Annotated in this window: 13 protein-coding genes; 9 read left to right on the plus strand and 4 right to left on the minus strand. The window is 58.8% G+C overall.

The window, feature by feature from the left end; all coding sequences use genetic code 11:
- Positions 1-19: 19 nt before the first annotated feature.
- From ABJ076_RS14275 to ABJ076_RS14285, 3 genes are read left to right on the plus strand one after another with little or no spacing between them, the layout of a single operon-like run.
- Complete coding sequence (locus ABJ076_RS14275; protein WP_348194235.1) at positions 20-904, plus strand: MoxR family ATPase; 885 nt, start codon at positions 20-22, stop codon at positions 902-904.
- The gene (locus ABJ076_RS14280; RefSeq protein ID WP_348194237.1) at positions 901-2,121 is read left to right on the plus strand and encodes a VWA domain-containing protein; all 1,221 of its coding nucleotides are present in this window, start codon (positions 901-903) and stop codon (positions 2,119-2,121) included. The genes ABJ076_RS14275 and ABJ076_RS14280 overlap by 4 nt, the downstream gene beginning before the upstream one ends.
- A 12-nt stretch (positions 2,122-2,133) precedes the next feature.
- On the plus strand, positions 2,134-2,967 hold the full coding sequence (locus tag ABJ076_RS14285) for an XdhC family protein (RefSeq protein ID WP_348194239.1): 834 nt from the start codon (positions 2,134-2,136) through the stop codon (positions 2,965-2,967).
- Positions 2,968-3,439: 472 nt separating this feature from the next.
- On the opposite strand, the gene ABJ076_RS14290 is transcribed toward ABJ076_RS14285, so the two are convergent.
- The 3 genes from ABJ076_RS14290 to ABJ076_RS14300 form a co-directional block, all read right to left on the minus strand.
- The gene (locus ABJ076_RS14290) at positions 3,440-5,068 is read right to left on the minus strand and encodes a TRAP transporter large permease subunit (protein WP_348194241.1); all 1,629 of its coding nucleotides are present in this window, start codon (positions 5,066-5,068) and stop codon (positions 3,440-3,442) included.
- 4 nt (positions 5,069-5,072) lie between these two features.
- The gene (locus ABJ076_RS14295) at positions 5,073-5,885 is read right to left on the minus strand and encodes a TRAP transporter small permease (RefSeq protein WP_348194243.1); all 813 of its coding nucleotides are present in this window, start codon (positions 5,883-5,885) and stop codon (positions 5,073-5,075) included.
- Positions 5,886-5,981: 96 nt separating this feature from the next.
- Positions 5,982-6,995, minus strand: a complete 1,014-nt coding sequence (locus ABJ076_RS14300; RefSeq protein ID WP_348194245.1) for a TRAP transporter substrate-binding protein — start codon at positions 6,993-6,995, stop codon at positions 5,982-5,984.
- Between the two features lie 369 nt (positions 6,996-7,364).
- Here ABJ076_RS14300 and ABJ076_RS14305 point away from each other — a divergent pair, with 369 nt between their 5' ends.
- Entirely contained in the window at positions 7,365-7,502 is a 138-nt protein-coding gene (locus tag ABJ076_RS14305) for a hypothetical protein (protein WP_348194247.1), read from the plus strand.
- A gap of 105 nt (positions 7,503-7,607) precedes the next feature.
- Here the strand turns inward: ABJ076_RS14305 and ABJ076_RS14310 are convergent, their stop codons facing one another.
- Positions 7,608-8,537 carry a LysR family transcriptional regulator gene (locus ABJ076_RS14310; protein ID WP_348194249.1) on the minus strand — a complete coding sequence of 310 codons (930 nt, stop codon included), beginning with the start codon at positions 8,535-8,537 and terminating at the stop codon, positions 7,608-7,610.
- A gap of 120 nt (positions 8,538-8,657) precedes the next feature.
- Here ABJ076_RS14310 and ABJ076_RS14315 point away from each other — a divergent pair, with 120 nt between their 5' ends.
- The 5 genes from ABJ076_RS14315 to ABJ076_RS14335 all read left to right on the plus strand — a co-directional run bounded on the left by ABJ076_RS14315 (position 8,658) and on the right by ABJ076_RS14335 (position 14,526).
- Positions 8,658-9,704, plus strand: coding sequence for a maleylacetate reductase (locus ABJ076_RS14315; RefSeq protein ID WP_348194251.1), 1,047 nt, complete (start codon positions 8,658-8,660; stop codon positions 9,702-9,704).
- Positions 9,705-9,720: 16 nt separating this feature from the next.
- Positions 9,721-10,638, plus strand: a complete 918-nt coding sequence (locus tag ABJ076_RS14320; protein WP_348202610.1) for an intradiol ring-cleavage dioxygenase — start codon at positions 9,721-9,723, stop codon at positions 10,636-10,638.
- A gap of 51 nt (positions 10,639-10,689) precedes the next feature.
- Entirely contained in the window at positions 10,690-11,346 is a 657-nt protein-coding gene (locus ABJ076_RS14325) for a malonic semialdehyde reductase (protein WP_348194255.1), read from the plus strand.
- Between the two features lie 157 nt (positions 11,347-11,503).
- On the plus strand, positions 11,504-12,550 hold the full coding sequence (locus ABJ076_RS14330; RefSeq protein WP_348194257.1) for a C4-dicarboxylate TRAP transporter substrate-binding protein: 1,047 nt from the start codon (positions 11,504-11,506) through the stop codon (positions 12,548-12,550).
- 14 nt (positions 12,551-12,564) lie between these two features.
- A complete protein-coding gene (locus ABJ076_RS14335) occupies positions 12,565-14,526 on the plus strand; it encodes a TRAP transporter large permease subunit (protein WP_348194259.1) in 1,962 nt (653 codons plus the stop codon).
- Positions 14,527-14,617: the final 91 nt, after the last annotated feature.

Raw genomic sequence — 14,617 nt, forward strand, 5'->3', positions numbered from 1 at the left:
CGGTCCGGGTTTTCAAGCCATGAAAAATTACAAAGAACTGCAGGCAGAACTCGCTGAGGCCGGCTACATCGCGGAGGAAAGTCTCGCGATGGCGCTGACGCTGGCGACGGAGATCCACCGTCCTCTGCTGCTGGAGGGGGAGGCGGGAGTCGGCAAGACCGATATCGCACGGGCGCTGGCGAGGCTGCTCGGCACACGGCTGATCCGGCTGCAGTGCTACGAAGGGCTGGATGCGAACGCGACGCTCTACGAGTGGAACTATCAGCGTCAGCTATTGTCCATCCGGGCACGGGAGGCAACAGACGGGGCGGACTCCGCAGAGACCCTGGAGAACCATATTTTCTCCGAGGAATACCTCTTGCGCCGGCCGCTGCTGGAAGCGATCAGCCAGTTGGAACCGCCGGTCCTGCTGATCGACGAGATCGATCGCGCCGACGAGGAGTTTGAAGCCTTTCTGCTGGAACTGCTCGCCGACTATCAGGTGACAGTCCCGGAACTCGGCACCATCGAAGCGGTCTCGATTCCGCATGTGATTCTGACTTCGAATGGGACCCGCGCGCTCTCCGATGCGCTCCGTCGGCGCTGTCTCTATTCCTATGTCGATTATCCTGACGCGGAGAAGGAGCAGGCGATCCTTGCCGCGCGTATGCCGAAGATCGACGGCGAACTCGCCCGGCGGATTGTCGGCTTCGTACAGCAACTGCGCCGCGAGGAGCTGGAGAAGGTACCCGGCATCGCCGAGACCCTGGATTGGGCGATGGCGCTTGTCGGCCTCAAAGTGGAGAAGCTTGAGGACAATCTCGATCTGCTGCAGGCGAGCCTCATCTGCCTGCTGAAAACAGAGGCGGATCAGCGCGCGATCGCGCCGGAAGTCACCCAGCGCCTGATGGGAAAAGTCGCGTGACAATTACGGAGTCCGGCAAGAACGACGTCGTCCCGGTGCCCCCGGGCGCGCGGGAGCGGATGCGGGGCTTCATTGCTCATCTCCGGCTGAACGGCTTCACTCTCGGTCCGTCTGAGACGGCCCTGTCGCTCGACATCGTCAGGCGCCTCGACAGGCCGACACCGGACGGCGTCCAGGCGGCGCTCAAGGTCGCGCTTTGCGGCGACCGGGAGGACTGGGAGCGTTTCGAGGCGCTGTTCCGGGCCTTCTGGTTTGGCGAGGGTGTGAGGCGCGCGAACATCCTTCGGGGGGAGAACACCAGCACGCCGAAGCGGGCGCGCCCGGCGCTCTGGGACAAGGTGCTGCCGCCGGAAGAGCGGGCGGGTCGCCCGATCGGTTCGGCGGCGCAGGCGACAAATGCCAGTGACGGGGAGGAGGATGAGAGCTCCCCATCCGCGCCACACAGGGTCGCCGCCGACCGTCGCGACAGTCTGTTCAAGACTGACCTGCGCGAGATCGCGGCGAAAGAAGATATCGCCGAGGCGGAGAAGGTGGCGGAGAGCCTGGCCAGGGCGATGCGTTACCGTCTCAGCCGCCGACGCAAACCTTCGGCACGGGGGCGCGGCCTCGATCTGCGGCGCACCATCAGGCGCAATATCGCCCATGGGGGCGAGCCGGTGGATCTGCTGAAACGGACGCGGCCGGACCGTCCCGTGCGCATCGTGGTGCTGCTCGACGTCTCCGGCTCAATGAAGCTCTACAGCCGTTATTTCCTGCTCTTTGTGCGCGGCCTGCTCTGCCGCTGGATGCGGGCCGACGCCTACCTTTTCCATACCCGTCTCGTCCGGGTGACTGACGCGCTTACGGACAAGGACCCGTTCCGGGCGCTGGCTAAGCTCTCACTGATGATTGAGGGCTTCGGCGGGGGCACGCGGATCGCCGGTGCGCTCGAGGATTTCAACACGCGATACGCTAAGCAGGCGATCGACAGCCGGACCGTCGTGGTGATCCTGAGCGACGGCTACGACACCGAACCGCCGGAGCATCTGGCACGGGAACTGAAGCGGCTCAAAACCCGCGCGCGCCGCATCGTCTGGCTTAATCCGCTGCTCGGCTGGAGGGATTACGAGCCTGTGGCGCGGGGCATGGCGGCGGCGCTGCCCCATATCGATCATTTTGCCGCTGCGAACAGCCTGCAGGCGCTGGCCGCGCTTGAGCACGAGCTGGCGGGCTTATAGGGAGGCGGATGAATGGAACGGCAGCACGATGACGTTTTCACCACGATCGCAGCCCTGATGGCGGCGGAGGCGGAATTTTGCGTTGCGACCGTGGTGCGGACCGAGAACGCGACCAGCGCCAAGGCCGGAGCCAAGGCGGTGGTGCTCGCGGACGGGACGATCAAGGGATTTCTCGGCGGAGGTTGCGTGCAGGGCGCCGTGCGCCGCTCAGCGGAAACGGTGCTCGACGCGGGGGAGCCCCGCCTGATCCGGGTGAAGCCCGGTGACGAAGTAGTCGAGCGGCTCGACCGCGATGGTGTCGAGCTGCACAAGAGTGGCTGTCCGAGCGGCGGTACCGTCGACATCTTTATCGAACCGATGCGACAGGCGCCACGGCTGGTGATCTGTGGCGGCTCTTCGGTCGCGACCGTGCTCGCGCGGCTCGCCGTCACCCTCGGCTACCGGGTGACGGCTGCGGCGCTGGCGGAAGATCTCACCGGATTCACCGCCGATGTGGTGCGACACCAGGGGTTCGCGTTCGAAGAGCTGGAACTGGCGGCGCGCGACTTCGTCGTTGTCGCGACGCAGGGCAAGCGCGACCGTGAAGCACTGGCGGGGGCGCTCGACAGCGGTGCCGGTTTTGTCTCCTTCGTCGGCAGCCGCCGCAAGGCGAACGTAATGCGCACACGTTTGGCGGAGCGCGGGCTGCCGGAGGCACGGCTCGAAACGCTCAAGGCTCCGGCGGGACTCGACATCAGCGCCATCGAACCGGAGGAAATCGCGCTTTCCATCATGGCAGAGCTTGTTGCGGTCCGCCGTCAGCGCGCTCGCGACAACGCTGAAGACAACGGGAGGGCAACGGCATGAAGCGACTTCTTGGCAGCGCTGTCAGACGGATCCGCACCTCGCTCCGGCGGGCGATTGAACAGGTCTCGGACACAACGCCGATCTGTTGCTGAGCTAAGAGTGTGGTTCTGCCCGCGTGTGGGGCGCTGAGGTCGACCTTTTGGCTATGTCCGTGGGCGTGAAGCTGCCGACCCGGGTAAGGCCCCAGAGGTTAGCCGGTGCCGCAGGATGCTATCCGGGTCCGTCGCTTGAATGTGCAGCGTGTCAGGCCGGATCTGGCTCTGATTTTCGAAGCCCATGGAGCACAGAATCTGTGCGGACCCACGCTGCGTTTCGTGGAGGAAATTCGCCATGTGTTTGTATTTGTCTCCATACAGCCGACGGTTGGTTTTACCGCCAGGTAACGCAAGTGCATCCATTCAGATACCCCGCATACCCTTGGAAGACGCGCGACGTTAGCGGTAACAGCTGATCCGGTCGCGCGCTCCGCCAGTTACAAGAACAGCGTCACGATCGACGGCCAGATCAACAGGACGGACAAAGCCAGGAGTTGCAGCGCGATGAATGGCAGGAACCCGCGGAATATGGCTGTCAGGGTGATATGCGAAGGGGCCACCGACTTCAGGTAGAACGCTGCCGGGCCGAAAGGCGGCGACAGAAAGCTGACCTGCATGTTCATACAGAACACGACACCAAACCAAACCGCCACGAATTTGGGGTCGAGGCTGCCCAGAAATCCGATCTCCTGAACCGGCAGCTTCAGCACAATGGGGAGAAAGACAGGCATGATCAGAAGCACGATCCCGATCCAGTCCATAAACATGCCCATCACCAGGAAAATAAGCATCATGACCAGGATGATTCCCATCGTCGGCAACTCCGCCGAAATGATGGTGTTGGCGACGTAGGTCGGGCCGCCGGAAAGTGTATAGGCGGCGGCGAGAGAGGCCGCGCCGATGGTAACCCAGATGATCGTCCCGGTGGATTTCAGGGTTCGCATGAGGCTGTCCCATACGATCTCAAACGTCATCTCGCGCCGAAGCAGGCCGATCACGAAAACCGCAACAACGCCCATGCCGGCCGCCTCGGTGATGCCTGTGATCCCCATATAGATCGATCCCAGAACGACCCCGATCACCACGATCGGTGGGACGAGCCCTTTGCCCATCTCCCAACCCTTTTGGGAGCGTTCCTTGCCGACCAGAAACAGCATGATAGAGAGCGCGAGCGCCCCCGCCCCGGCGATGTAGGGAATGTCGGAGACCATACCGAGCACGATCGGATCCACGCCTTCGCGCACGACATTTTCGCCGGTCACAGTAAAGAACAGTGCGCGGAGCAGCAGGAACCCGGTCAGCCAGAGTGTGAAACGCGACAGAAACCCGATGAATAACAAGGCTTTTTCGCGGCCCTTGGGCGCGTCGGCGTCTTCCTCGGGAAGCGGTGCCAGGCTGGGGTTGAGATTGGTCCGAACCAGAATGTAGATGATGAAGAACGAGGCCAGGACAAAGCCCGGAAGAAATGCAGCGGTGAACAGGGCTTTGATCGATGTCTCTGTCACCAGCCCGTAGAAGATCAGAACGATGGATGGCGGGATCATTGTGCCGAGCGAGCCGGAGGCGCAAATCGTTCCAATCGCGAGATTCTGGTTATAGCCGAGCCGTAACATCTGTGGCAGCGCGATCAAGCCGAGCAACACAACCTCGCCGCCGATGATTCCCGACATCGCCGCCATGATCACTGCCATGATCGACGTCACGATAGCAATACCGCCCCGCGTTCGGCTGAGCCAGACATTCAAGGAAGTGTACATGTCCTTCGCGATGCCGGAGCGTTCTAGCAGTGCCGCCATGAAGATGAACAGCGGCACGGAAATGAGGACGTAGTTGGTCATTTGTCGATAGACCGCCTGGCCGACGACCGAGAGCGGCCCGTGCCCGAACCTGCTGAACAGCAAATCGGGCCCAAATTTCATAATCAGCACTAAGACAGCGAGGAATGCCGAGGCGAAGCCAAGTGGCATTCCGATGGCAAGCAGGAAAAACATCACGAGCAAGAGAATGATGCTGAGCGTCGCGACGTCGCCGACCTTCATCCATGCGAACAGATCGAGAAATTCCATGCGGTCAGGTTCCCAGCGTCTTTCGGATCTTGTCGATCTCGGTTTCGTCGATATCGCCCGCCGGGCTGTGATGCTCCGGCGCCTTGTTCCAGTCCGCGATCAGGTTCGAGATCGCCTGAATGGTGACGAGCAGAATAATGATCAGGATTGCAGGTTTCAGCGTGCCAGGGAGGGGCGGGTCCCAGGCCGTGCCAAAGGTCTCCATGCGCATCATGCGCCGCATCGCGTCCGAATAGCCTCCCCAGACGAGCGCGAAAGTGAAGAACAGGAGCAGATTCAGCGACAGCACATCCGCCGTTTTCTGCATCCAGCGGGGCATCATATCGTAGATCACGTAGATCCGGATGTGGCTGCGTTGCTGCATTGCGTACTGTCCCGCGAACAGGAACACGAAGCCAGCTATCCACAGGGACAACTCATTTGCCCAAAGCGTCGGCCGGGCAAATACGTAGCGGGAGACCACTTCGTACAACATGACCAACACGATGCCCGCGACCATGATCATCGAGAGCCGCGACGTCACCAGGGAGACGATGTCGAAGAAGCCGTCTGACTTCTGTTCGATCGCGCCTCTTGTGTCGGAAAAGTAGATCGATGCAAGCAGGATGGCGCCGGTCAGGGAAACCAGCATGGCCAGGACGACAAACCGTCCTTTCGGCCGGATCATGTCAAACATGTCGATGGCGTCTTCGAACAGAAGCGCGTTTCCGATGATCCACAAATACAGCAGAACAGCTGAGCCGGTGAAGGCCAGCATGGCCAGCCGGACCGGTTCCCGCATCCCGCCCAACCACAAGCTTTCCGAATTCATACCCATTGCCTCTCCGGGCGTTTCGACGGCCCAAGAAACCGGTGTCACGCGAGCCCGGTGGGGCTCGCGTTCTTCACTTTCCAGGAATTAGGTTGTCGAAACCTATTTCAGCAGGCCGAGCTGCGTCAGATAGGCGCGATGGCTCTCGACGAGCTTACGTGTTTGCTCGTTCTTTTCTGCCCAACGGCTCCAGGCTGTCTGGGCGGCTGCGCGGAATGTGGCGCGATCTTCAGCAGACCAGTCATACAACGTGATGCCTTCGGCCTGCAGCTTGGCTGCGGCTTCGGAATTCAGCTTCTCGTTTGCCAGGGCGACGTGGAAACCCAGCTTCTGCATCGCCGTCTCGATGATCCGGCGCTGCTGCTCAGTCAGGCCGTTCCAGACATCCAGATTGCACGCGAGGTGATCCGAAGGCATCGAATGGAAGCCGGGATAGGTCGCGTGCTTGACGATATCGTAGAGGCCGAGGCCGACATTGTTGTTAAGGCCTGATGCATCGGCGCCGTCGATAATGCCTGTCTCAAGCGCGGTGAAGATTTCCGTGAAGTCCATCACGATGGGCGATGCACCCAGCTCTTCGAAAATTTCGGTTTCCATCCCTGGGGGAGACCGGAATTTCCAGCCCTTCAAGTCCTTGAAACTGGCAATTGGGCGCGATGAGGACAGGGATTCCTGACCGTAGATCGTCCAGCCGACCAGATGCATGTTTTGCTCGTTGTAGAGCGCCTGCGCTGCGGCATCGCCGCCACCATAATGCAGCCAGCTGTACTGCTGCCAGGGCGTGTCATAACCGCCCATAATATCACCGACGAACTGGAAGGCCGGGTTCTTTCCGGTCTGATAGGCGCCGCCTGTCATATCGCAGTCAAGTATGCCGCTGATCGCGGCATCGAAGGTCTCGGTCGTTGCGACGACCGAAGAGGCGTAGAACATCTCGATCGTGATATCGCCGTCCGACATGACCTGAATGTCGTCTACGAACTCGGCAATGGCTTTACCCATCGGATGTTCGGTCGAATAGTGGTTCTGGATGCGCAGGGTAACCGGTTCCGCCATAACAGTGGTAGCCAGCAACGCCGCAGCACCAACCCCCATGAATGCTGATTTAATAGTCACGATTTTCCTCCCTCAGCGATTGAGCTCGCGTGATGTTAATTCATGCGTCGATTTTAGACCGCTTATTTCGATGACACGTTAGTCACCAACGGAAAGCTATCGTGTGAGCGCTTTGCGAGCAACGTTTTGTATGACACATGCATAATCAATTTCTGCTCAATTGAGTCACTGTGCGGTAATTGGTCTGATCTATTTTTTCTCGTCCAATCGTCTGTATCCGAAGGTTCAGCAAAGTTTTCATGTGGGAATGGAAGGAGAAATTCATTTGCAGACCGTGCCGTCTATCGATCGACAACGGCACCGATTTGCCCGGTATCATGCAGGCTCAGACTTGGATGTGAGAGCACCCGGGTATGGTTGAGGCAGGTAATGTCACAAATCGTCCACCATCAGCCGGGAGAGGTCTGCGCAGAGAGCGAGCAACCGGTCGATGCCCAGTGCCATCGCAGCAACAACAAACTGCCGATCGGGCCGCCGGTAACACCGCGAATACGCCAGCAGGCGTAGGTTGGATGTGCATGGCGTCGGTGCGCGGCAGCATCGCTGTGCTGATGTAAAGAAACCTGATTCGATTTATCCGCGTGTCTCGCGGCCGCCGGTTACAGACTGGTCTTAGACAGCTGCGGCGATCTCGCGCTGGATTGTATCGAAGCGGGATGTGATGAAGTCGGTAAAGCGCCGGGCGGCCATATGCGGATTTGCTGACCGTCGGGTCAAAATCCCGAGATTTCGTTCGGGGTCACCAATCTCGATCGGAAGTGCGGCTATCCGGTTTTGACGTTGCAGCATGAAAACGACTGAGAATGGCAGGACTGTCAGAGAGTCGGAACCGACGAGAACATTCAAAACTGCGCTTAACGAGCCGCCCGTGAAGCCTATCTTCATCTCCCTCTGGTCGATCCTATCGAGCAACGCCCGAAGATCGCTGAATAGCGGGCTGTTCGCTGGCGGGGCAATCCACGGATAACTCTCTACGTCCCTTGATTTCAGGTCTGCTTGTCCGGCGAGCGGATGTCCGGTCCGGCATGCGATGACATTGCGTCCGGGTAAAATCTGGTGGAACGCGAAATCGTCCGAATAGGTTCCGGGGCGCATCGGCAGAATTGCGAGGTCCAGCAGGTCCTGCGCGATCTTTTCCAGCGCTTCGTCAGCATAGGCATAGCTCTGGTCTATGCGGATATTCGGATAGTTACCCTGGAATTCGGCGATCACTCCGGAGATCACGCCGTCCATGAAAATTGGTGTTCCCGCGACCCTCACCGCGCCCGCCACACCGCGCGCGAAGGTATCCGCAATCGTACTTGCTGCCCGCCCCGCCTCCAGGATTTTCTTGCCTTCCTGTGCCAGAGAAAGCCCGATTGCCGTAGGTCTCAAAGGCCGTCGTTTCGGTTCGAAGAGCCGCTGACCGATACGGCTTTCGAGAAAGGCGATGCTGCGCGAAACGCTAGGCTGCGACTTCCCAAGCATTGCCGCACCCTCCGTCAATCCGCCAGCTTCGACGATGGCGGCGAGTATCTCCAAGTGTCGCGGATCGAATTTCATAACATTGAGTTATATTATTTTTTTGTAATTCGATCAAGTTGATCTGAGTCTTGAGGTAGGGTTTTCCGGATCTTGAGCTATCCGCATCAGAACGGACGCAATCCTGTGGGGGAAATCCAAGTGCGCAATACGGTCCCGCGAGCGCGGTTTGGCCGCGGTATTCGCCATGAGGTGGGAACGGAGCTTGCCGCGCTGAATGCCGGGCGACCGTTGGTGCTTGCGACCCCGGGTCAAGCCGAAATGGCGCTTGAAATTGCTGCTGATCTCGGTGAGTGCGCGGCGGGCATCTTCACTATGGCGGCCATGCATACGCCTGTTGCCGTAACGGAGGAGGCACTCGCACATGCGCGCTCCGTCGGCGCTGACAGTCTTGTGGCGGTCGGTGGAGGTTCGACGATCGGGCTGGCCAAGGCGTTGGCTCTCCGAGCTGACTTTCCTCAAGTCGCAATCCCGACGACGTATGCCGGGAGCGAGGCGACACCAATTCTTGGCCAGACCGAGAACGGCGTGAAAACAACGCTGATCGACAAGAAGATCTTGCCGGAAATCATTCTGTACGACCCGGAGCTGGTCGTGTCGTTGCCGCAGCAGATGACTGTAAGTTCTTCATTGAATGCCGTGGCGCATGCTGCCGAAGCGCTCTATGCGCGCGAGAGAACGGCTGCCAGCACCGAAACCGCGCTTGTCGGCCTCCAAGCTTTTGTCACTGGGTTGCCAAACGTTATCGCGGATCTCTCCGATCTGGACGCGCGCGAGAGAACGTTGCGAGGGGCCTGGGCTTGCGGAACTGTGCTGGGTCAGGTCGGGATGGCACTGCATCATAAGCTCTGTCACACGGTTGGCGGCTCGTTTGACCTGCCGCATGCCGATGTCCACGCAGTGATTCTGCCACATGCCATTCATTATAATTCTGCGGCCGTCCCAGACCTGCTCGCGCCGTTGGCAACGTTACTCGACGGACGCGATCCGGGCTGGGCATTGTGGGAGTTTGGCAAACGGATGAAGGCTCCGCTCGCGCTTCGAGATCTGGGGATGGAGGAATATCAAATCGATCGTGCGGTCGAGATTTCGATGAGGAATCCGTACTGGAACCCGCGCGAGGTCACTGCTGAGGGGCTGACGGCGATATTGCGGAATGCCTGGGCGGGAAACCCGCCTGGCGCATAGGAAAAACAGAGCCGGCATGGCTGCGGGAAACAGGGAAGGAACCGGTGCGATGGATACGCACGAACAGGGCTATTTCACCGAGGAGAACTCGGCTGAGGTCGTCATCAGCCGCATGGATAAATGCGAGGATGCCCGTCTGAAAGAGATCATGGCTGTGATGATACGCCACCTGCACGCGGCGATTAAGGAGATAGAGCCGACGCAGGATGAGTGGATGGCAGCCATTCAGTTTCTGACGAAGACGGGACACATGTGCGACGACTGGCGCCAGGAGTTCATTCTGCTCTCCGACACGTTGGGTGTCTCGATGCTTGTGGATGCAATCAATTCTCGGCGACCGACAGGAGCATCCGAGAATACGGTTCTGGGGCCATTTCATGTTGATGGCGCGCCGGTACTTCCGATGGGCGCCAATATCTGCCTCGACGGCAAGGGCGAGCCAATGCTCGTTCATGGCTGCATTCTTGATGGCAAGGGCTCACCCTTGGCGGGCGTATCCATTGATGTCTGGCAGGCCAACGATGAGGGTTTCTACGACGTTCAGCAGAAAGGCATCCAGCCGGAATTCAACCTGCGCGGCAAGTTCACAACTGGCGTTGATGGACGGTACTGGTTCAAGGGCGTAAAGCCACGGTTCTATCCCATTCCTGATGACGGGCCGGTCGGACAGTTGATGAAGCGCCTTGGTCGGCATCCATTCAGGCCAGCACACCTCCATTATATCGTTACCAAGGACGGGTACGATCCGCTCACCACGCATATCTTTGATCCGGACGATCCATACATTCACTCCGATGCCGTTTTCGGGGTGAAGGAAAGCCTCATGGCGGGTTTTGAGCCCGTGGACGACCCGGTACGCCAAGCCGAACATGGTTTCGAGGGCCGTTACTTTGACGTCGAGCACGATTTCGTGCTGATCCCGGCGGTGGACTGAGTAATGGGCATGCCTCGCCGGATCATATTGAATAATTAACAGGAGCAGATAATGACCGATCCGAATGTTGCCGCTGACGAAGCCGCGCGCGCCGGAGCGAAAGCCCTTCAGGACTCAAATCTGAGCGCTGAAAACGATACGCTCAGACTTCTCTTCACAGAGGCGCGCACGCACTATGGCTGGCAGGTTCGCGACGTGTCGGAGGAAACGCTTCAGGCGCTCTATGATATTGCCAAGATGGGGCCAACCTCGATGAACCAGCAGCCCATGCGTGTCGTGTTTATCCGCACGGAGGAGGCTAAGGATCGTCTTGAGCCGTGTCTGATGGATGCCAACCGGCCAAAGATGCGAACAGCGCCTGTCACAGCGATCATCGCCTACGACCTCAACTTCTGGGAAGAATTGCCGCAGCTTTTCCCGCCAAATCCGGCCGCCCAGGATATCTTCAAGAACAACTCGACGGCAGCCGAGGTCAATGCTTTCCGGAATGGCACTTTGCAAGGTGCCTATTTCATGCTTGCCGCGAGAGCGGTCGGGCTGGATGTCGGTGCCATGTCAGGCTTTGACAATGCCAAGGTCGACGAGGAGTTCTTCCACGGGACCTCGTTGAAGTCGAATTTTCTGGTGAATCTCGGCTACGCGGATACATCAAAAATTTTCCGTCGCTTGCCCCGGCTCTCCTACGGCGATGTATGTCAAACCCTCTAAAAAAACGTGAGATTCGCGCCGCTATGATTGCCCAAACTGTACCGGTTCTAGTTGTCACCTGAGACCACGTATGGGAACCGCAAAACAGCTGGAAGCAAAGCTCCAGTCTGGAAATTAAGCCGTCTTTCGACAGCAGAAAAATAAGGGAGGAATAACCATGAAGCATTTTATTGCAGCCGCTGCTTTTGCCCTCGTCGCCTCCGCGGCGAGTGCGGAGACCTACAAACTGACCATGGCATCCAGCCATCCAACAATTTTGCCTTGGGTCGGCAAACTTTCGACCCTTGTTGTTGGTGAGTCGAACAAGCGGTTGGAGGCCATAGGATCGTCTGACCGGATCGAATGGACCGAGGCTTATGGTGGGTCTCTCTTCGGTTTCAAGGACACGCTGGAGGCTGTTGGCGACGGGCTGACCGATGCCGGCTGGGTCGGCACGCTCTGGGAGGGCTCGAAGATGCCGCTCCAGAACATGACCTATTTTACGCCGTTCGTTAGCGACGATCTCGTCGCGACTCTAAAAATCATGAACGAGATGCACCGCGAAGTACCGCAGCTCAAGAAAGCTTGGGAAGATCAGAATGTTGTTTTCCTTGGCGCGTCCGGTGTCGAGACCTACCACCTGTTCACAAATTTCCCGGTAACATCCTTGAAGGACCTCGAGGGACGCAAGATCCTTGCTCCCGGGCCGTCTGCCAACTGGATCAAGAGTGTGGGGGCGGTACCTGTGAACGGCGCGCTGCCGACGTACTACAATCAGATCCAAACAGGCGTCGCCGATGGCGTGGTGGTTATCATTACCGGCGCTTTCCCGAACAAACACCATGAGGTTGCGCCTTACGTGACCCTGGTCGGTATGGGGGCTCAGATGACTGGAGGGCTCGGAATAAACAAAGATGTGTGGGAGGGCCTCTCGGACGACGTCCGCAAAGTGCTGATTGACCTCGGCGAGGAGTACACTGTCGCTCATGCGGAGGAAGTGATGGCGCGCTATGAAGCATTCCTAGCTAAATTGCCGGGTGCTGGGGCGAAAGTGTCGAAGTTGCCGGAGAGTGAGATCCAGGCCTGGGCCGCAGGGCTCCCGGATCTTGCCGGGGACTGGGCAGAATCCAATGCGGGCAAGGGGGCTGCGGAGATTCTCTCTATCTACATGGATAAGGTTCAGGATGCGGGTCTCGCGCCTAGGATCGACTGGTCCAAACGCTAATCGGGAGCGGTGCCGTGGCCAGCATTGCCAGACAATTTCGCTACGGTACCGACCTGACGGTGCGCGCGGTTTCCGCGCTCACCGGAGGCGTGAGCGGAGCGGCGTCGATCTGGATCTTCTGCCTGATGATCCTGATCTGTGCCGACATTGTGGGGCGATCATTGCTGAATGCGCCGGTTCAGGGTGTTTCTGAGATCGTCTCGAATTCGATTGTCGCGATTGTCTTTCTGCAGGCCGCTCACACCTTGATGAGCGGCAGGATGACGCGAACCGACATATTGATCGGTGGTTTGGAGGAGGATCGTCCGTTCTCCGCCGCTGTGATCCGCTTAGTCTTCCATTTTGCCGGCATCGGCGTCTTTGCCGTGATCGCTCAAGGCACATGGCCGAAACTTGTCGATGCCTGGGTCGAGAATGAATTCTTCGGCGCGCAAGGTGTCTTCACTGCTCCCGTCTGGCCGATCAAAGCCTGTCTATTTGCCGGATCGCTGCTGACGTGTCTGGCCTTCGCGACGCAAGTCCTGAAAGACGTAAAGGAGATTGTGAATCATGGCCGCGCGGAGCCGTTGACGGTTCGCCACACTGTGATCCGTTCACCCCGGGGTTGGCCCTACATCATCGCATTCGGGGCATTGATTGCCATCGGGTATGCTGTGCTCCTGACTGACCTGAGCCGCATCGAGATCGGTGTTGCCGCAATCGTCTTCATGCTTTTGCTCATCTTCTCGGGCGCGCATATTGCGGTGGTGCTAATCGTCCTCAGCTTTCTTGGGATTTGGCTGATCCGCGATAATCCCAATGTCGCGATCCGGTCTCTGGCGCTGGCAGCCGACGGCGCGATCAATCGTTACCTGTTCGGCGTTGTTCCTCTTTTCGTATTGATGGGGTTGATTGTCGATGTCGCTGATATCGGCCGCGATGCCTATCGCGTGGCAGCCTGGATGCTTCAGAAGATACGCGGCGGTCTTGGCATCGCGACAGTCGCCGCGAACGCGGTGTTTGCCTCGATCACTGGGATTTCCATTGCCTCGGCAGCGGTGTTCTCTCGCGTTGCCGTCCCGCAGATGGTGGCCAACGGTTACAACAAAAGGTTCGCATTGGGCGTGGTTGCCGGGTCGTCGGTGCTTGGCATGCTTATCCCGCCGAGCCTGTTGCTGATCATATACGGGGTACTGGCCGAACAGTCCGTCGGCGCCCTGTTCCTTGCTGCCATCGTTCCGGGGGCACTGCTGGCTCTCGTTTTTGCGGTCGGCATATACCTAATGGCGCGCTTCAAGCCCCGTATGGTCATGCAATCCGCAAGGCCGATCCGGATCGAGGGAGAAACCTGGAAGACAGCGCTTCTGAAGCTTCTCCCTATTGCAACGCTTGTGGTGATCGTGCTCGGCGGGATCTATTCAGGCTTCTTCACGCCGACGGAAGCCGGAGCGGCCGGTGCCGCCGCGGCAATCGCCGTGGCGCTCGCCAAAAGAACCCTGACATTGGCGCGGTTCTGGCGCGTGCTGGTCGATACTGGCCTTGTATCGAGCGCCATCCTGCTGCTGATCATCGCTGCGTCGATGTATTCCCGGATGCTGACGCTTTCGACGATCCCGCAGGAAGTAACGGTCTTGTTCGCCGATGCCGGGCTCGGCTTGTTCGGTTTCACGTTGATCTATCTTGCGCTCGTGATCGTCATGGGCATGATCCTCGACTCGACCTCCATAATGCTGATCTTGCTGCCGCTATCTCTTCCGATCGTTGCCGGGTTGGGCGGCGACCTGATCTGGTTCGGTATTGTGACGGTGATCGCCGTGGAGATAGGGCTCTTGACCCCACCGTTCGGGCTTACGGTCTACGTCGTCAAGGCGACGATCGCCGACCGCAACACAACACTTGGCGACATTTTCATTGGGACTTTTCCGTTCGTGGTGATGATGAGCCTGGTAACGTTGATCCTCACTTTTGCACCCTCTCTCAGCCTTGTTTTTGAGTAGGGTGGGGGCAGCCTGCCAAGCGTCGGTCGGGAGCTCGTCTTCAATCAACTCTATGAATTTTCTTTGACGCGATGCTGCTCTATTCGGATCT

The sequence above is a fragment of the Nisaea sp. genome (genome assembly GCF_039990255.1).
GTDB lineage: Bacteria > Pseudomonadota > Alphaproteobacteria > Thalassobaculales > Thalassobaculaceae > Nisaea.

What these genes read in the sequence shown, in the direction of transcription:
- ABJ076_RS14275 (WP_348194235.1), top strand. Translation starts at nt 20, where the DNA reads ATGAAAAATTACAAAGAACTGCAGGCAGAACTCGCTGAGGCCGGCTAC.
- ABJ076_RS14285 (WP_348194239.1), top strand. Translation starts at nt 2,134, where the DNA reads ATGGAACGGCAGCACGATGACGTTTTCACCACGATCGCAGCCCTGATG.
- ABJ076_RS14290 (WP_348194241.1), bottom strand. Translation starts at nt 5,068, where the DNA reads ATGGAATTTCTCGATCTGTTCGCATGGATGAAGGTCGGCGACGTCGCG.
- ABJ076_RS14295 (WP_348194243.1), bottom strand. Translation starts at nt 5,885, where the DNA reads ATGGGTATGAATTCGGAAAGCTTGTGGTTGGGCGGGATGCGGGAACCG.
- ABJ076_RS14305 (WP_348194247.1), top strand. Translation starts at nt 7,365, where the DNA reads ATGTCACAAATCGTCCACCATCAGCCGGGAGAGGTCTGCGCAGAGAGC.
- ABJ076_RS14310 (WP_348194249.1), bottom strand. Translation starts at nt 8,537, where the DNA reads ATGAAATTCGATCCGCGACACTTGGAGATACTCGCCGCCATCGTCGAA.
- ABJ076_RS14320 (WP_348202610.1), top strand. Translation starts at nt 9,721, where the DNA reads ATGGCTGCGGGAAACAGGGAAGGAACCGGTGCGATGGATACGCACGAA.
- ABJ076_RS14325 (WP_348194255.1), top strand. Translation starts at nt 10,690, where the DNA reads ATGACCGATCCGAATGTTGCCGCTGACGAAGCCGCGCGCGCCGGAGCG.
- ABJ076_RS14330 (WP_348194257.1), top strand. Translation starts at nt 11,504, where the DNA reads ATGAAGCATTTTATTGCAGCCGCTGCTTTTGCCCTCGTCGCCTCCGCG.